This window comes from Marinomonas lutimaris, assembly GCF_019426345.1.
Lineage (GTDB): Bacteria > Pseudomonadota > Gammaproteobacteria > Pseudomonadales > Marinomonadaceae > Marinomonas > Marinomonas lutimaris.
Genome location: NZ_JAHLLW010000010.1, coordinates 67,790 through 84,862, shown reverse-complemented (window position 1 = coordinate 84,862; position 17,073 = coordinate 67,790). Strand labels below are relative to the sequence as shown.

Sequence of the window (17,073 nt, the reverse complement as noted above, 5' to 3'; positions counted from 1 at the left end):
ATTTGTTTTTTATTCTTATATTTTTTATGGCTTTATATGGTTGTTCGTTTTTTTTTCGATTAGTAAAGTTGTCGTGATCGATTGATCGATTGATCGATTGATCGATTGAGTTGGAGTATTTAAGATTGTTTTTTTGGGGGGAAGAGAAGCTGGCTTTTATAAAGACTCTAGGTCTGGTATAGGTAGCAGACCATCTTGCATAGCATCTTTGTCAAAATCTTTAATAACTTGGTATATTTTTGCGACATAGCGTAGAGTTTTACGAGGAATATAGCTCCCTACATCTTCTTTATGTAGCGTACGAGCAAGCCATACAAAACGTATGATTGGGATGTTGTTCTTCTTTGCTTGAGAAATTAAATCTAATGCATCGTTGTCCATTCCTTTGCAAATGATTTTAGGTAAGGGGGTAATTTCTGGGCGGTAGTATAAGGCGACAGCAAAGTGAGTGGGGTTGACGATTAAAGCGTCTGCTTCTCCCAAGTTTTGAGGTTGTTGTTTTTGTGGCGTCGGGATGTCTTCATTTGCTAAACGTTGGGCTTCAGAGCGTCGATGGCCCTTTGTGTGTGGGTCTCCTTCGGAGTTTTTGTACTCTTGTTTTATATCGTCTTTACTCATTCGAAGGCTTTTCAAATGGAAGTATTTTTGCATACCGAAATCTATGCTGGCCAAGACCAGCAATGCCATTAGGCAGGTTCGCTCTATTTTTATGAATATTTGCACTATGCCATGCCATGCAGTATTGATATCGGTGAGTGGTATTTTTATCAATGTTTGAAGAGAGGGAGTGATGAGAAGGTAGAGAATAAACCCTAAAACAATCGCTTTGGCTAAGCTATTGAAGAGTTCAAACAGCTTTTTACCTGAAAACATGTTTTTTAGTTGGCTCATGGGATTGAGTTTATTAAAATCCAGTTTTAATGCTTCTGGAGCAAATAGAAAACCAAATTGAATCCAAGCTCCTGCAAGCCTCATTATAACGGCAATTCCTATCGCCATAATAATGAGTGATCCAGCAATAGTACTGCATTGAACGAGTACTTTTTGTATGGCGTATGAGAAGGGTTGATTTAGTAAGTATAGAGGCGTTGACACCATAGAGGTGAGGCTAGCCATGCTATTGTCTACCATTGCTAGTATGACTTCAAAAAGGGCTGCGGCGATCATGAGCTTATGGACATCTTGGCTTTGCCCAACCTGCCCTTTTTTTCTGGAGTCCTGTTCTTTCTTTGGGGTCGCTTTCTCCGTTTTTTCGCTCATGAGATAGGCCTAATTAATCAACGGTTAATAGTTGTTTTAGGATGTGATCAAATTGAAGCCATTCTTGATTCCGTTCTGCGGCTAAATAAAACAGCGTTGGTATATATAGGATTAAAAAGCCCAGACCGACTAGGCATTTTAATGGCATCGACAGCACAAAAACTTGTAGTTGTGGGCTGTATAGACTGAGTAGTGCCATGCCAAATTCAATAAATAGCAGAAGTGCTACAAGAGGAAGAGCGTATAGGACCAAATCAACAAATGCTTGTTTTAATAGGCTCAGATAGACCTCCATTCCATCTGGTGACGGGCTTGGAAACCAATCAGTAGGTGGCCAGATAACATAACTGTCCCAGATGATTTGCAATAGAAATGGAAACATGCCCGTTGTAACGATTAATACAATTAATGTTTGCTTAAAAAGGAAACCAAGTGGTGTGAAGTCTGCACCTAAAGAAGGGTTAAGTTGTCCACCCATTAAGGCGCCTCGTTGGTTATCAAATAAAGCCCCAATAGACTCAAACAACCAAAAAGGAATGGCCAGCAGGGTTCCTAATAACATGCCTAGTACGGCTTCTTTGAAGTACAGTAAAAAAAGTGTGAGCCAAGAGTGGTCGCTAGGTAATGCTTCATGAATGCCAGGAGAAACCATAAGCGCCATAATCACAACAATCGCGTAGCGCAGCATGCCTTTTAATTCGTGGAAGGAGAAGATTGGAACCAGTAGTAAGCATGGGTACAAACGTGCCATCGCTAATGCAATAGATAATAACCAGTCTGTTAAAGGTTCTATTCCTTGGAAAACCATGTCTTACGCTCTTGTTAATGCAATCAGATTGAACATTTGTCCGGTGAATTGAATTAACTCCACACCAAGCCAACGCCCCGTTAATGCTAGGGTCACTGAGACGGCAACGAGTTTTATGGCGAATGGTAATGTTTGATCCTGCACTTGTAGTAGAGCCTGTAATAACGAGACGATCACGCCGACAAGCAAGGCAACCAAAAGAGGTGGAGCAGACAACATGACAACCAATACCATTCCTTGCTTAAAAAGTGTTAATACGTCCATGATACTTGCCTCAGATTTAATGCTTAGATATAGGTGTAAAAGAGTCCATCCAGTAGTCGGCTCCAACCATCGACGAGTACAAATAGTAAAATCTTTAGTGGTAGAGAAATGGTCATTGGCGATACCATTTGCATTCCTAATGCTAGAAGTAAATTAGAGACAATTAGGTCAATCACGATAAAGGGGATGTAAATTAGAAAGCCTATTTTCAGTCCAGCTTGTAGCTCTGAAAGCATAAAGGAGGGGATCACAATCATAAGGTCATCTTTGGTAACCTTTTCTGCCATTTCCTTGGGCCAAATTTGTGCTGTTGTATCCATTAAATGGGACTGGATATCAGGGGCAACATTTCGAGACATAAAGGCTTGTAGTGGCCCAATAAGGTGGTTAACGCTGGTTTGCATTGCGTCCAATGACGAAAAGTCAGGTGGCGTCTCTTTTACCTTGATACTGATGTCTTTGAAGACCGGCGCCATTACAAAAAATGTTGCAGCTAGAGCGATACCATAAATGGCCATATTTGGCGGTACTTGTTGAACCCCCATGGCATTACGGGTAATTAAAAGCACCATGGATATTTTTAAGAAAGCGGTGCAGACAATAAGCATGATAGGAAGCAATGATAACCCTCCTAAAAAGAGGGCGAATAGCATCGGATCGACTTGGCCAAGATTCATGTGTTAGCTCCCTCGGAACGAGGTACTTGATTCAGTAGAATTTGGGTAAGTTGCACACCTAAGCGGCCATCAACTTCAACTAGTTCACCATGGGCAACCGCGATATTGCCCTTGTAAAGCGTTGCGTGTCCGGGCATCTCACCAATAGCAGTGAGAGTGCTACCAACACGCAATTGGCTTAGCTCGTGTAGACTGAGAGACACTTCTCCAGCACACAGAGATAGAGCGATTTGTGTCTCTGGTATTATTCTAGCTGGGTTGTTATGTTCCGCATTGGGGAGGATGTTCAAAGCATTATCCTCGTCAAGATGTGTTGGTGTTTCATTTGAGGTATGTTCTTCATTCTCGTTGTACATATTTAGCTCTTCTACTGCTGCTTTATGTAGTTGAGTGACCTTATAAGAGCGAAGAGTTCCATTATCGGTGAAGTCTAATTGCAGAATTAGATTAGATAGACGTAGGCTGCCTTGGCCTTCACTAGAAAAAAAAGGCCGATCAGGGATTAATATATCGCCGATATCTAACCGTTTTAGTTGCGAATATCGAATACGAGTCGTTGCTAAGCGGACAGGAGAGGACAGTATCAGTTCAGAAATGTCTAGAAACGAATAAAACTGCCAAGGCTGACGCTCTAACATCTGTTCTAAAGTGCTAGGTGAGAGTAATAGCGAGGCTGTTCCAGTGCTTGCTTCTTCATTCCAGTTGAGCTCATAGGGTCTTACATCGTCTAATAATGGTGTGCGGCTTATTGTGAGGCGACCAAATAGAGCACGAAAGCTAGAAAATAAACACTGGTTATACAGCTCTATATACCATTCTTGTTTTTCTATTTGCGTAACGGAGGGCGTTAACACAAAGGGCACACTGGAAAAAAGATTTAAGCAATGTTCGGCTTGATTGATCTTAATGCCAATGCAGCCAATATCCGTTTGAATCTCAAGATAATCGTTAGGTGAAAAAAAAGGGGATCCATAATCGAGCGTTAAGGTGCCTTTTTCTTTACCTTTATAAGCTAGGTTTACACCACGGCCAAGACGTTTATTGAGTGGAATATCCATTGCATTGATGGAACGACGTGTGTTTAAAAAGTTACTCATTAGTGACTTTCTCCCTTATTAAGGATAAGCCTAGAATGACATTTGCCCCTAGCTTCTCGCGTAGGCGATGGGTTGCCGTTGACTGAGTCCGACGTAAGTATTCCAATGCTTCTGGTTTGTTAAAAGCCAAATTAATATGCCATTGACTGGATGATTGGCTGGCGTTCATTTTAACTTCGCCTAAGTGAGGTAGGATTAGCGTGCAATTGAAAGAGGGTTGTTTACCGCTAAGTTCATCGGATACTTGTACTTCCAGCGAATTCAAGACCATTTCGTCATTTAAGTGAGGTGGAAGATAGATTGAATGTGGCGCTTTAGATATAGGGGCCGTGTTTTCAATCGGGCTGTTTGGTTCCAATAATGGTGGTATGAATGGATAAACAAACGAACTAAACAAGGATGAGTCTGCGATCAGTTCATCATTGCCCCTTGCTCGCGGCTTATTTTCTAGTGCTTGAGTGTTTCTTTCTCTGTCTGGTTGACTGGTGGCTTGGGAAGTCGCCATGTTCATAAGGCCTCCTCAATTTCGTTTTTTAAGGTCGTGAGTCTTTCAAGGTCTCGTTGTTTAACTTGAACTTGGGCTTTGGCTTGTTGCTCTATTTCTTGTTGTTTTTGAAGCGTTTGGTGTAGAGCGTTTAGCTCACGGTTAATTGTGTCTAATTTGACCAACAACTGTTTCTCTTCACCTATCCACTCGTTCAAGTTTTTTTGGTTAAGTGTTTGGCCTTGGTGTGTATCGCTTAGTTCTTGGCGGCGAGTTAAATGCTCTTGTTTTTGTGATTCAAGATGGGCTTCCATTTCTTCAATTTGTTGCTCTATTTGTTTTAGTTTTAGCTTTGCCTCTCGCCATTGTTGTTCACTCTTGAACTGGCGGTGGGCACGAATTGGCATAAGAATCGCTAAGGTATCTTTTAGCGTTTGTTGTTCAGGATTAGGAGGAGGTGATTCTTCAATCACGAATCTGGGTTTAGTCGTTAGCATGGGATACCAACTGACTTAATTGTTCAACGGTATCATTGAGCGATGATGGTGCTCGCATAGACTGCTTAAGAAATGTATTGATAGGCCCATTTAACGAGACCGCAGAGTCGGTCAATGGGTCGTGGCCCTGTTCATATTCTCCAAGGCGAATCAGCATTTCTACTTCTTTGTAAGCGGACATGAGGTTGCGCATTTTTCCAGCAGATTGGATATGAGAAGAGTCGGTTACATTACCCATAGTTCGGCTGATGCTGCCAAGTACATCAATCGCTGGGTAATGGTTTTTCTCCGCTAGTTTTCGCGACAAAATAATATGGCCATCCAATAATGAACGTACTTCGTCTGCAACTGGGTCGCCTGCTATAACGTCGCCCTCAATTAACACTGTGTAAAGTGCTGTAATAGATCCTGCTCCTTCCATATTGCCAGCACGTTCAACTAGGCGTGGCAACATAGTGTAAACCGACGGAGGAAAGCCGCCTCTACCTGGTGGCTCGCCTGCGGCAAGGCCGATCTCTCGCTGGGCTCTCGCAAAGCGTGTGAGAGAGTCAATGAGCAATAAAACACGTTTACCGCGAGCTCGAAAACCTTCTGCAATGGCTGTGGCGGTTGAAGCGGCACGGCTACGCTCCATACTGGTTCTATCCGATGTAGAGCATATAAGAATAGAGCGGCTGCGTAGTTCATCGTCTAGTTCGTGGTCTAGAAATTCTCTAAGTTCTCGGCCCCGCTCACCAATAAGGCCAAAGACAATAACATCGCAGGGCATGTTGCGAGCTAGCTCGGCAAGTAGGGTGGTTTTACCACAGCCCGCCCCTGCAAAAACGCCAATGCGCTGACCTTCACCTATGGTAAGTAAACCGTCGATAGCGCGAATGCCTGTGGGCATCGGTGTGCTTATTCGTGGGCGTTGGGTGGGGGCCAGAGCTTCATTAATCACGGGAGTAATCGTCTCACTTTTTGCCAAGGTGAAGGCGTCTTTTGGTCCTTGTAATAGTCGTCCAAAACCATCTAATACAGAGCCAAATAACGCGTCACTACTTTCAATATGATGTGATTGATAATGAGGGGTGATAAGTGCACCTGCTTCGACTCCCTCTAGGGCAGCGAGAGCAGAGAGCAGTACTGTTTCAGCGTTAAAGCCAATGATTTCGGCTAAAATTTCTTTGCCATTTTCACCGTGAATGGTACATAGGTCACCAATTCGAGCAAAAGGTAGATGGCTTTCTAATAATATGCCATTAATCTGCAATACTTTGCCTTGGATCTTGACCGGATGAAGGTTTGAAAAATGGTGTTTTCGTTCTTCCCCCCAGTTTTGTAACCGAGATGAGGTTTGCATTACCAGTTTACCTCATAGTCCTGTTTGCCTTTGAAAATGATCTTATTCTCACTAACTGACATCAAGCGCATACCGTCTAGCTCGTCACCAACGAATAATCGTTTGCCAGTATTGGTGACAACGCTCCCCATTGATCCGGATGTGATTTGCACAATTTTAAAGGGTAGATTTACTGGTAATTCAGAGGTTTGATTTGTGATCTTGATCGACGTATAAAACTGTTTGTTAAAGCGTTTCAACATACGCGTTAATCGCTCTCGATCTGAATCGTCAATAGCGCCATTGATGACGATTTGGTTGTTGCTAGATTTGACCTGAACCAAGCTATCTAATTCTCGTGCTTGCAGCATTGTACGTAGCTGGCTGATCACTTCTGGTTCTGTTGATAGATTAGGTAGTAACTGCTCTGCAGGTTTTGTTTCTTCCTGTTTTTTAGTGGCTTGTGGTTTGTCAAAAGAGCTGGTGTTTAAAGAAGCCCAAGTGCTCGTAGCGACGATGGCTCCAGCGCTTAAAAAACCCAAAGTGAAATTGATAAGGGATTTGGTTCTTTTGGGGCTTTTCGCTGTTTTTTTGGGGCTATTTGAAGCATCTTCGATATTTTGGGTAATCAGCTCATCTTCTTCGTATTGTTGCCACGGGGTGTTTGCGTCAACAATGCTCATCCAAATACCACTTAATGCGAAAGAGGCATTCACCGAAAGAAGGTCAATTTTATCGACTTTGTGGCCTTCGTTATCGGTAATCTTGCCTTGTTCGCTTTCTAATCCCCAGCCATTTTCTAACTGAATAAGGCGGCAATGCTTTGGTCTGATCCCTGGATCAAATAAAGCAAGATCGGCGTTGTCATCATTACCGAGATTCCATTGTTGCCCAATTAAGGGGAGAGCTGCGCCACGATGTAGACCCGTCAGAACTCGTAATTCGTACATGATAGCTTGTCCTAAAAAATTAAAACTTCTCCTAGAGTCACATCTATGACAGTTCTAAGATTCAACTATTAAGTGGCATAAGTACGGGATGAGTTCCCTAAGTGAATAGCAAGGGAGATAGAATGTGATGACTGTTGAGAGAGCACTTAAGAGTGAATAACTATTGATAGATATGCTCGGTTAAGTGCTCAGGAGGCTTTATTTAGGCGATACCGTTGCTGTAGACCACATGGTGGTCTTCTTTTTTCTTTGCTTTACGCAGAGCCTGTTCTGTGTGTGCTAGAGAGAAGCGTTGCGTATCTGGATCGTTGATCGTATGCACGCCAATGCTGATATTGATACGAACCGTTTCTCCTGCTATATCGAAGTTTATTCTATTGATATCTAAGAACACTTTTTCAGCTATGGTGGCTGCATTAGTGTCAGATATGCCTTTATGGAGAATTAAAAAGGTATCACCATCCCAGCGGCCAACAAGATCTTCTGAATCCAGTAAGGTTCGTATTCGGCTAGAGATCTGTTTTAAAATCATATCGCCAGCATCCGTTCCATAGTGGATGTTGACCTGCGCAAAATGATCCAAGCTAATTAATAACAGAGAGTGTGGATTTGTTGCAGAGGACGGTGTAGCAAATGCCTGCTGTAAAAAGAGCTCCATACCACGTCGATTAGGTAGGCTGGTTAAAGAGTCCATAATGGTTTGGCTCAAGTTTTGACGACGCCAGTCAGTGATTGCTTGCTTGATCCATTTACGAGCAAGTAATAGCCCTGTTAGTCCAATGAACAAGAAATATAGCGATCCACCTAAATTCATATACCAAGCTGATAGCGGGGTATCTCCTACAATAAACATATTAGGTGATTCTAAGGGCAGTATTTTTAGCAGATGTTGATTGCTTATTCCATCGTAATAGGCTTCCTCCTCTTGTTCCGCTAGTATTTTGCTAATGGCTTGGCTTAGACCTGTAATATTATGTAGTTGCTGTCCTGCTGCCGTGTTGAAAGGTCCGCCTTCTGAGCCGGTAAATAGCAGGTTTTCTTCTTTATTAATGATATATAGCTGGCAATTGAAATGTTGTGTGAGGCTATTTATCTGTGCTTGTAATTCGTTTTTTTCTATGTATGACAAGGTATTTAGGGCACGACCTTTAGATAGGTTATCGATAGCGTTTTGGCTTAAAGATGTAGCAATAGTTAAACTTTTTTTTACTTGCGCTTGGGCGTTATTTATTTCGCGATAAACGGAAATAGAAGTGAGTCCTATTGTAAGTAAAATGAATAGCGTCAGTATTCTAGTTTGTAAGGCCAGTTTAGTATTGGTAGTGATATGTTTGTCTAGGGATAGGTTAGGTTTCAAAAGAAATACGTCCTAATACATTAACTTGTGAAGTGCTTTGTAGCTCAGAGAATGACAATACAGGGACATGGTTAAACTCATCTTGTAGTAAATTTCGCAATACTCGACGTAGGTCTTGAGCTACCAGCATAACAGGTTTTGGCTTTGCTAGAACTGGAAACGACGAGTTTAGCTGTTGCACTAGAGTATGATTCACTTCTGGCGGTAAAGCAAAAAATGACTCTGTTTGAGTTTGGCGTAATGAGTCCCTCAACAGTTCTTCCGCCTCCGGCGTTAACAGCCATACATGCATGCCATCGACCGTGCTGTATTGATGACAAATCTGTGCTTTTAAGCTTACTCGCACATAGTCAGTTAAGGCTCCTATATCTCGTTCATATTGACCATGTTCTATGAGGGCCTCAGCAATTGGACGTATTGCTCTAAGTGGAACGCTTTCAGCGGCAAGGCGTTGTAATACAGCGGCAAACCGTGACATAGGCAGAACTCTCTGCAGCTCTTGTGCTAGTTCTGATTGTTCCATTTCTACCCAGCTAAGGATGGCCTTGGTTTCTTGTAAACCGATAAATTGTGGTCCTGTGGCAAAGAAAAGTCGTTCTAATCGTTCGATAATCAGGGTATCTGGCGTCGTCTTTGGTATGTCTTCTTGTTGACAAATAGGATGGTTGATCGAAAACCATAGCCAGCGTTCTTCTTCTCTATTGCCTGGCGATTGCTCACCTTCTTCAAGGTGATTTTCTGGCACGAACTCTCGTTCTATGGCTATCTTATCTTTTATATAAGTGGCTCTTAAAGTGGGAACTTCATAGACACAGAAACAGAATTCATCTTCAGCTAGTTCATCATTATAAGCAATATCGAACGAAGGTAGGGTGATACCATATTGGTTAACGATACGGTTACGACACTTACGCGCATGTTGAATAAGATCGACGGTAAACGGATCGCTTTCTCCACTACGGCAAGGGTGGAATTGTAATAAATAGGCTCTGGCAGGGTTGAAGCGACGAATATCTTCAACACCATTTTGTTCTGGTGGCATGTCTGCAGAAAGCTGATTAGATTCTCGCATTTTTAGAATGCGATGTGCCTTGAATAGCTGGAAAATACCGCAGGTGAAAGACAAGCTTGCGAGCACTAAAAAAATAATCGTAGGCATGCCTGGAAGAAGTGCGAAGCCTGTCATACCAAAGGCTGCAATAATCCAGGCTTTCGGTTGACTTGTAATTTGCTCTGCCATTTCACGCCCTATATTGGCATCTAGAGCTTGGTTGTCAGGTGCCACTCGAGTGATGATCATGCCGGCAGTGAGGGATATTAGAAGTGCTGGGATTTGTGCGATGAGGCCGTCGCCGATAGTTAAGACCGAATATAGATGCATGGATTCCGAGGCTGACATGTCGTGCTGTAATGTGCCAATAGAAAAACCACCAATTAAGTTAATAAAAACGATGACAAGACCGGCGATAGCATCGCCTTTCACAAATTTCATCGCGCCATCCATGGCACCAAATAGTTGGCTTTCTTTGGCTAATTGCTCGCGACGAAAACGTGCATCATTTGCATCAATTAATCCTGCACGAAGGTCGCTATCGATGGACATTTGTTTGCCTGGCATGGCATCTAATGTGAAACGAGCGGCAACTTCAGCGACCCGTTCTGAACCTTTGGTGATCACTAAGAAATTAACGACGGTTAGAATTAAGAAAATGACGAGACCGACCGTGAGGTTTCCACCGACAACGAAGTTACCAAATGCTTCGACGATATCCCCAGCATCTTGTTCGAGTAAGATAAGTCGGGTGGTGGAGATAGATAGTGCTAAGCGAAACATGGTGGTTAGCAATAAAACGGCAGGGAAAGATGAAAATGCCAGCGGACCCGGTAGGTACATTGCTAGCGCGACTAAGAGTGATGACAAGCTTATGTTTATGGCGATCAAAACATCCAATAGACCTGTTGGTAAAGGAATGATCATCATAAAAACAATGGCCATGACAAAGACAGCACCAACGACTTCTGAGCGCTTCATTGCACTGATGGCGATACGATTTAGAATGTTAAAAAGTGTGTTCATAGTGTGCTCGATGACTTCAAGATAGTAAAAATTTCATTTTTATTTGGTGTTCGGTCTCGTTGTCGATTTGAAATCCGGCACGCTGATACAATGAAAGCGCAGGATTGGCTTTGCAGACATTGAGAGTGATGAGCTTGCAGCCTGCATTACGTGATATTTGGATGCAGTGCTGCAGAAGCTGTTTCCCCATACCTTGATTACGGTATTCAGACAACAATTGCAGATCCCACAAGGTGGCCTCTTGATCGCTAATATGCATTCTCATGACGCCGATTGGAGAAGCATCTTTCTCAGGGGGAGTAACGATGATATTAGATGTAAGGTTCCATATTTCTTGGAAAGCATCATTGTTCCAATCAAGCCCAATCATTTTGTAGTAGCTCATCATATTGTTGCGTATGAGCTCACGTGCAAAGATCAAATCATTGTCGTCTGCACGGCGCATAAAAAAATTTTGGCGTTCTGTAGGCATCGTTGGGGGTGTTGGCATTCGATCTCTCCGTGTCTCTGCTATTGTTGTACTTGATTGGCTTGCGTGCTTGCCAGATGTTGGCGCTCGTAATGAGTGTATTCGGTCATCATGCGTAAAATGACTTGCAGCGCGCTGCGTCTAGATTCACCGTCTTTCCAGAGTGGTAGAGGCATTTCTTTAACTAAGGGGTAGAGTGAGTTGAGAAACTTTACATGCTTAAGCGGATCTTGTCCGACTGTGTCATCGCTTAGGCTTTTTATTTCCCTTGGATAAAGGCTTCCCTGAGTAAAATCAATTAGGCGTTTTGTTAGGCGCGCAGCGCTCATATCTTGGGGAGGGTGCTGAGTAGAAACACGGTCTAATAAATCGCGACTACTATTGAGTATGCTGTTTAGCTTCTGGCTCGCGGTAAGGTCTTTTAGTAGCGCTTTTAGTTGTGCACCTGGTTTAGATGGAAACAGAGAGGAAATATCATCTGATAACGCTCGCATAAGCGTATGTATACCTTGTGCAAAATGTTTTTCGTCAAATTGGCTTAATAACGTATCGAAAATAGCTGCCAGTGATCCTTGTCCAACAATATTTCGGTAATAAAGATTGCGCATATTTTGTCTTTGCTGAGGGTCTTGAGAGTACATCGCCAGCGCTTCTGCTGTGTTTATGCCAGCTAAGATATCTTGACCATGCTCTTCGTTGAGTTCTTGTGAGATATTTTGTAACGTTTTGAGCAATGCTTGATTCCCAGAGGTTTTTGTCTGATGGGTTGCATGCTGAAGTAGAACCTCTGCCTTGGTGGGGTCTCCATTTGCTGCGGACATAAAGGCTTCCATCGAAAGAGCCTGTTGTCCTCTGGCAAGAATTCTTTGTATTTCTTCGTGCAGCTGATCGCCTTGCCCAGCTAATAGTTTATAAAGGGCCTCTAATTTTTCTGCGCGCATTTGCGTCTGGGGTTTAATAGTCCTCTTTTCTAAGCTTTTTGAGTTGCGCTCTATGCTTTCGCTAAACTTCATGGAGATTTCCTCCATGTTGTCTGATTCATTGTTCGCTACACTTTTCACTTCGGCGGCCTTTTGTGGTGCCGCCGTAGTGTTGAACATCGTGTTCAATGTCGCATTGTTGGTAGACGATATATTCATGAGGTAAATGCCGCCGTCAATCAGTTTAAGGATATCTTTCTTCTGATATTGGTGGAATTACTGTGGAATTGGTTCCTAAAATTGCCTAGCGATAAAAATGATCTGCAAAAAAGAATGATGAAGTGATTAATAGGAAGCAAGTTCATCAACCTTGCTTCCTATTAATTAAAGACAAGACAATTGATCTTATTTTCCTTGTTGAATAATTTGACCAATTTGTTCAATGATACGTGCAGCGGTCAAAGCAACATCCTGCTGTAGCTCATCGTCCTTTGGTGTGTCCTTTAAAAAGCGTTCTTCCATGCTTTCGATATAATTCTGAAACTCAAAGGTTTCTGCTTGTTCTGCGGGAGATATTGCCTTCCCAAGTGTCACGTGAAAGCGTTCTATTAGCATGTTGATCGCTTTTTCAAAGGTTTGGCGTTGCTCGGGAGTGAGATACCCATCGCCTTGCTCAATAAGAGCTTGCCATGTTGTGAATTGTGGAGCAGCTGTGTTTGATAGTTGAGTGTTCATATGAGGCCTCACAGATAATGGAGTTTGTTTAAGTCATAAACGTAAGGAATTGACTAGGTCAATTCCTTAATAGGTGATTAACTGGTTTGAATAGATAATTCGATTTTTGGGGCCGCTGAATTTGTATCACCAGCTCCAGCTGGACTACTGAATTCACCTGAGTTGTTATCCATCATTTTGGCAATGAGTTTGAGAAAGTCTTTGAGTAGATCTTCGACTTGACCGCCACCATCTTTGGTTGGACTGATTGCATTATTTAGTGCGCTTTCTCCTACGCCTTGCATAAGAGAGTTGCCCATATCAACAAGGCTTTTGCCTAAATCTTTTAGCAATGAGCCGCCTTCACTGGAAGCACTGCTATTGCTTGGTCCAGCTGCACCTGCATTACTTGGCCCAGCTGCACCTGTGCTGTTTGGGCCTGCATTGTTGCCTAGCGCTCCAGCCCCATCCATGCCACCCTTGTTTGCGCCACCTTGACTGTCTTGGCTTAACATCATTTGCAACATGGCCATGATCAGCATTTTCATTAATTCTTCAGGCTTCATTTGGCCATCCGAACTTCCCATACCATTGTTTTGTCCATTACTTCTGTCTGCATTGCCTGTGCCTGTTGCTCCAGCGTTTTTATCGCCACCGCCCAGACTGTCTGTTAATGTATCGAGGAGTTTGTTGCCTAAAGCACCACCAAGCCCTCCAGCGAGGCCACCATCTTGAGCGGCGCCATTCATGCCGCCCATGCCATTCATGCCGCCGCCATTACTTTGGCCGTTGGCACCTTGTTGCTTCAGCATATCGACAAGTGTTTTTACTAGCAGCTCGACTAGTTGCTCCATAGAGCCACCTTGCTCTCCTCCTAGCTTTTGACTTGAGCTGGTGTTTTTTCCCTGTTGAGAAAAATCAGTGGATAAATTCGATGAATCAAATGAATTAATCCCACCTCCAAACGAGTTTGATTGAATACCTATCGACATAGCTGATACCTTCCCATGTAATGCAAGTGAGTGATCGAAATAGTGTTTAGATAAAACTAGTCACTGCTTCTTAGTGCGAATAAAAGTTCTATTATCCGAGCAATGAGTGAAAATTTGTGCCGTTAGGTTCCATTATTCTTGAAGTTTGCTGAGCACTTTCCTTGTCCTAAATTAGATATGAAAGGAATTTAGCTGTACTAATTAGTTAGTTAATAAGGTTGTGAGCCAAGGCGTAGCGGATAATTTCTGAGTGGCTTGAGAAGCCCATTTTTTGCATTAAACGAAATTTATGTGTGCTGACTGTTTTGTTACTGATGCTTAATGTCTGAGCAATATCACTAATGCTGGTTCCTTTTGCGAGCTGGCAGAATATGTGAAATTCTCGTTTAGATAATGTCTTGTGTTTAGGGCTATCAATGGCATCGTCATATTCAAAGGCAAGCTTTTGAGCGACATCTGGTTGGATATATCGCCCACCGTGATGAATGCTACGGATGGCATCAAGCAGAGTTTCAGTATCACAGTCTTTGCTGAGGTAGCCTCTAACGCCTGCTCTTAATGTCCTACGGGTGATTTGCGTGTCGTTATGCATGCTCAATATAAGAATGGCTTGTTCAGGAAACTCTTTTAAAATGGCTTCAATAAGGGGAATGCCACTCAATCCTGGCATAAGTATGTCTAAGGTGATCACATCGGGACGATGTTGCCTAATGAGTTCAATCGCTTGCTCTCCGTTTTCGGCTTCGGCCACTAATTCAATATCTCTATATATAGAAAAGAGTTGTTTTAAGCCTGCTCTTACAATGGAATGATCATCCACAATAATTAGTTTTGTTGTTGCTTTTTTTTCTTTTCTAAAGGCGTGCGGACGATAATACATGTGCCTTGTCCTATCTTGCTGGTTAAATTTAATGAGGCTTCGATCATGATACTTCGCTCTTTAATGCCGACCAAACCGAAGGATTTTGTGTTGTATTGTTTCGTATCAAAACCACATCCATTATCTTTTATCTTTATTACTAAAAAAGAGTTCTGTAGCTTGAGTTTAATATTCACTTGGCTGGCATAGGCGTGCTTGATAATGTTTGTTAGTGATTCTTGGGCGATACGAAACAGAGCAATAGCTTTTTCTTCGCATACATCAATATCCTCATGTGAGAGTTCTAAATTGAAATGGCAGCTTGGATTCAGTTTGGCAATGTCTTCTACTAACCATTCCAATGCAGCTGTAAAGCCAAGGTCCAGTGCGGCTGGTCGTAGCCAAGAAACAAAACCACGCGTGAACGAAATGGTGTTTTTTAGTTGATCTTTAATGCGAGAAATTTGTTCTTTGAACGTTGTGTCTAAGTGTCCATAACGTACTTCTAGAATTTGTGTTTCTATTTTGAGTGCTGTTAATTGCTGCCCTAGTTCGTCATGTAGCTCTCTGGCGATCTGTCTACGCTCGTTTTCTTTTGCTCGTTCCTGATGTGCGGCAAGGTCGCGAAGTTGAGATTGCGATTGCTTGAGATCGTTACTGATTTTCTTTAGCTCGGTAATATCTCTGCCTATAGCTAGTATACTAATGACGGAGCCATCTTTATCTTGTTCGGGAACTAGACTAATTAATGAACACTTTTGTCTGTTTTTTGATGTCCAATAGAGCTCGAATTCAGCTGCTGTTTTGTTTTTGGCTACTTGCTGGATTTTTTGTTGGTACAAAAGGCCGCTTTCTCCGCCTGGATATTCTTCGGGGGTGGTGTTAATTAAGCTTTGAGTTAGCGGACCAGCCGAGCTTGCGCTAATAGGGTTTATATAGATTCGACGACCATCAGGAGCATGTCTGGTTATATTATCTAGAGAATTTTCAACTAATGATCGAAACTCCTCCTCCCGTTTTAATAAGGCTCGTTCGGCATGCTTTTTTGCACTACAGTCTCGGCCTATGCAAAGGACGCTAATAACCTTTTTGTTTAGATCAAACTCAGGAATAAAATGAATTTCGTAGAAGCGCTCTTCGTTATGGACAAATCGAGAAAGGTCTAATGTTTGGCTAACTCCAGACTGAAAAACTTGGGTTAATTTATTGTGAAATTCTACGGATGATGGAATGTCGTTTTCTTTTATGGGAGAAAGTGTTGTGAACGCAGGATTTGCATAAATCCTCTTTAAATTAATATCGTAGCGAGTGATAGCATCCTTTGATAGTTCGACTAAAGCGCGAAATTCTTGCTCCTTACGTGCCAACTCTTCTTCTTTGTTCTTTTTTTCTGTGATGTCGCGCGCGACAAGGATGATACGCTTTACTTCTTCTGTAGAAGATATTATTGGGATTAAAACAATATCTAAGTGTATGCGCAAATTATCTGCTTGGATGATTGTTTCTTCGTAGTGACAGCTTTCTTTTTTGCGCAAACAAAGCCGTTTTTGGGATTCGAATAAAAGCAACTTAGAAGGAGGGATAATGTCTTCTAAGCATAGAGTATTGCAAGTTGTGGTCGGTGTTTTAGAGGGAGAAATATTTGCTGTGTTATTGAGGTTGAGGATTTTATTGTTAGTCACATCTAATAAATATACTCGGTCATATAAGTTATCGAATACCTTTTGATATTGTTGTTCTAGGAGATCATTCTCGCGCTTTATTTGCTCCTCATTTCGTCGTTTTTCTTCTGATTTTCGCTCTTCGATATTCGAGAAATAACCCACGATAAATTGTTTTTCGTTGAACTCGAACAGGTTTGTAATGATTTCGACCGGAACAATTTTACCATCAGGGAGTAGGTGATAGGATTCAAAAGTCTTGGTTTTATATTTTTTCAAATCGACTAACAAACCTTGAAGTGTTTCTTTAGTACAGGATGGATCAACATCTAATGGCGTCCATTGATAGAGCTGTTTTCTGGAGACTTTAAAGTGTTCACAGGCAGCTTGATTTACTAAAACAAATCTAAAATCATTATCTGGATCGGTGACGAATATTGCGGGGCGAAGAGAGAATTCAAATAATGTTCGAAGTAGAGAGTTCTCCTGTAGTAGATGGTCAACCTTGCTTGATGGTCCTATAAGGGTATCAGCATTATCCATATTGAAGCCCAATTATTTTGTTAAACAGTTAGCTTACTGTGCTGTAAAAAATTGTTCTAGTATTTAGTGATACGTGGAGTGTAAGGTTGGCTTATGAATAGACGAACTTAGGTTTTACAGGAG

The 17,073-nt window shown here is 42.2% G+C and carries 16 protein-coding genes and 1 pseudogene; all 17 read right to left on the bottom strand.

Annotated features, from left to right (window positions below; genetic code table 11):
• Positions 1 to 156: 156 nt before the first annotated feature.
• The 17 genes and pseudogenes from sctU to KPL72_RS12860 all read right to left on the bottom strand — a co-directional run bounded on the left by sctU (position 157) and on the right by KPL72_RS12860 (position 16,950).
• The gene (gene sctU, locus KPL72_RS12940) at positions 157 to 1,260 is read right to left on the bottom strand and encodes a type III secretion system export apparatus subunit SctU (protein WP_219703135.1); all 1,104 of its coding nucleotides are present in this window, start codon (positions 1,258 to 1,260) and stop codon (positions 157 to 159) included.
• A 13-nt stretch (positions 1,261 to 1,273) separates the two neighbouring features.
• The gene (sctT, locus tag KPL72_RS12935; RefSeq protein ID WP_212917861.1) at positions 1,274 to 2,068 is read right to left on the bottom strand and encodes a type III secretion system export apparatus subunit SctT; all 795 of its coding nucleotides are present in this window, start codon (positions 2,066 to 2,068) and stop codon (positions 1,274 to 1,276) included.
• Positions 2,069 to 2,071: 3 nt separating this feature from the next.
• Positions 2,072 to 2,332: a type III secretion system export apparatus subunit SctS gene (gene sctS / locus KPL72_RS12930; RefSeq protein WP_212917862.1), complete on the bottom strand. Its 261-nt coding sequence runs from the start codon at positions 2,330 to 2,332 to the stop codon at positions 2,072 to 2,074.
• A gap of 23 nt (positions 2,333 to 2,355) precedes the next feature.
• Positions 2,356 to 3,009 carry a type III secretion system export apparatus subunit SctR gene (gene sctR, locus KPL72_RS12925; protein ID WP_212917863.1) on the bottom strand — a complete coding sequence of 218 codons (654 nt, stop codon included), beginning with the start codon at positions 3,007 to 3,009 and terminating at the stop codon, positions 2,356 to 2,358.
• Complete coding sequence (locus KPL72_RS12920; RefSeq protein WP_212917864.1) at positions 3,006 to 4,106, bottom strand: FliM/FliN family flagellar motor switch protein; 1,101 nt, start codon at positions 4,104 to 4,106, stop codon at positions 3,006 to 3,008. Before KPL72_RS12920 ends, sctR begins: the two co-directional genes overlap by 4 nt.
• Positions 4,099 to 4,617: a type III secretion system HrpP C-terminal domain-containing protein gene (locus tag KPL72_RS12915; protein WP_219703133.1), complete on the bottom strand. Its 519-nt coding sequence runs from the start codon at positions 4,615 to 4,617 to the stop codon at positions 4,099 to 4,101. Before KPL72_RS12915 ends, KPL72_RS12920 begins: the two co-directional genes overlap by 8 nt.
• The gene (locus KPL72_RS12910; RefSeq protein WP_212917866.1) at positions 4,614 to 5,087 is read right to left on the bottom strand and encodes a hypothetical protein; all 474 of its coding nucleotides are present in this window, start codon (positions 5,085 to 5,087) and stop codon (positions 4,614 to 4,616) included. Before KPL72_RS12910 ends, KPL72_RS12915 begins: the two co-directional genes overlap by 4 nt.
• Positions 5,074 to 6,429, bottom strand: coding sequence for a FliI/YscN family ATPase (locus KPL72_RS12905; RefSeq protein WP_219703132.1), 1,356 nt, complete (start codon positions 6,427 to 6,429; stop codon positions 5,074 to 5,076). Before KPL72_RS12905 ends, KPL72_RS12910 begins: the two co-directional genes overlap by 14 nt.
• A 194-nt stretch (positions 6,430 to 6,623) precedes the next feature.
• A pseudogene (locus KPL72_RS12900) lies at positions 6,624 to 7,358 on the bottom strand (FHA domain-containing protein); the annotation flags it as partial.
• Positions 7,359 to 7,560: 202 nt separating this feature from the next.
• The gene (locus KPL72_RS12895; protein WP_219703130.1) at positions 7,561 to 8,715 is read right to left on the bottom strand and encodes a GGDEF domain-containing protein; all 1,155 of its coding nucleotides are present in this window, start codon (positions 8,713 to 8,715) and stop codon (positions 7,561 to 7,563) included.
• Entirely contained in the window at positions 8,705 to 10,792 is a 2,088-nt protein-coding gene (gene sctV, locus KPL72_RS12890; RefSeq protein WP_219703128.1) for a type III secretion system export apparatus subunit SctV, read from the bottom strand. The genes KPL72_RS12895 and sctV overlap by 11 nt, the downstream gene beginning before the upstream one ends.
• Positions 10,793 to 10,808: 16 nt before the next feature.
• The gene (locus KPL72_RS12885) at positions 10,809 to 11,282 is read right to left on the bottom strand and encodes a GNAT family N-acetyltransferase (protein ID WP_219703126.1); all 474 of its coding nucleotides are present in this window, start codon (positions 11,280 to 11,282) and stop codon (positions 10,809 to 10,811) included.
• A 20-nt stretch (positions 11,283 to 11,302) separates the two neighbouring features.
• A complete protein-coding gene (gene sctW, locus KPL72_RS12880) occupies positions 11,303 to 12,400 on the bottom strand; it encodes a type III secretion system gatekeeper subunit SctW (RefSeq protein WP_219703124.1) in 1,098 nt (365 codons plus the stop codon).
• A gap of 186 nt (positions 12,401 to 12,586) precedes the next feature.
• Positions 12,587 to 12,916 carry a hypothetical protein gene (locus KPL72_RS12875; protein ID WP_219703122.1) on the bottom strand — a complete coding sequence of 110 codons (330 nt, stop codon included), beginning with the start codon at positions 12,914 to 12,916 and terminating at the stop codon, positions 12,587 to 12,589.
• 77 nt (positions 12,917 to 12,993) lie between these two features.
• Positions 12,994 to 13,887 (bottom strand): hypothetical protein, encoded by an 894-nt coding sequence (locus tag KPL72_RS12870; RefSeq protein ID WP_219703120.1) that lies wholly within the window; start codon positions 13,885 to 13,887, stop codon positions 12,994 to 12,996.
• Positions 13,888 to 14,092: 205 nt separating this feature from the next.
• On the bottom strand, positions 14,093 to 14,767 hold the full coding sequence (locus KPL72_RS12865; protein WP_212917875.1) for a response regulator: 675 nt from the start codon (positions 14,765 to 14,767) through the stop codon (positions 14,093 to 14,095).
• Positions 14,713 to 16,950 (bottom strand): sensor histidine kinase, encoded by a 2,238-nt coding sequence (locus KPL72_RS12860; protein WP_219703118.1) that lies wholly within the window; start codon positions 16,948 to 16,950, stop codon positions 14,713 to 14,715. Before KPL72_RS12860 ends, KPL72_RS12865 begins: the two co-directional genes overlap by 55 nt.
• Positions 16,951 to 17,073 lie beyond the last annotated feature (123 nt).

Coding starts and splice junctions, on each gene's coding strand:
- sctU (WP_219703135.1), bottom strand. CDS start 1,260: ATGAGCGAAAAAACGGAGAAAGCGACCCCAAAGAAAGAACAGGACTCC.
- sctT (WP_212917861.1), bottom strand. CDS start 2,068: ATGGTTTTCCAAGGAATAGAACCTTTAACAGACTGGTTATTATCTATT.
- sctS (WP_212917862.1), bottom strand. CDS start 2,332: ATGGACGTATTAACACTTTTTAAGCAAGGAATGGTATTGGTTGTCATG.
- sctR (WP_212917863.1), bottom strand. CDS start 3,009: ATGAATCTTGGCCAAGTCGATCCGATGCTATTCGCCCTCTTTTTAGGA.
- KPL72_RS12920 (WP_212917864.1), bottom strand. CDS start 4,106: ATGAGTAACTTTTTAAACACACGTCGTTCCATCAATGCAATGGATATT.
- KPL72_RS12915 (WP_219703133.1), bottom strand. CDS start 4,617: ATGAACATGGCGACTTCCCAAGCCACCAGTCAACCAGACAGAGAAAGA.
- KPL72_RS12910 (WP_212917866.1), bottom strand. CDS start 5,087: ATGCTAACGACTAAACCCAGATTCGTGATTGAAGAATCACCTCCTCCT.
- KPL72_RS12905 (WP_219703132.1), bottom strand. CDS start 6,429: ATGCAAACCTCATCTCGGTTACAAAACTGGGGGGAAGAACGAAAACAC.
- sctV (WP_219703128.1), bottom strand. CDS start 10,792: ATGAACACACTTTTTAACATTCTAAATCGTATCGCCATCAGTGCAATG.
- KPL72_RS12885 (WP_219703126.1), bottom strand. CDS start 11,282: ATGCCAACACCCCCAACGATGCCTACAGAACGCCAAAATTTTTTTATG.
- sctW (WP_219703124.1), bottom strand. CDS start 12,400: ATGAATATATCGTCTACCAACAATGCGACATTGAACACGATGTTCAAC.
- KPL72_RS12875 (WP_219703122.1), bottom strand. CDS start 12,916: ATGAACACTCAACTATCAAACACAGCTGCTCCACAATTCACAACATGG.
- KPL72_RS12870 (WP_219703120.1), bottom strand. CDS start 13,887: ATGTCGATAGGTATTCAATCAAACTCGTTTGGAGGTGGGATTAATTCA.
- KPL72_RS12865 (WP_212917875.1), bottom strand. CDS start 14,767: ATGTATTATCGTCCGCACGCCTTTAGAAAAGAAAAAAAAGCAACAACA.
- KPL72_RS12860 (WP_219703118.1), bottom strand. CDS start 16,950: ATGGATAATGCTGATACCCTTATAGGACCATCAAGCAAGGTTGACCAT.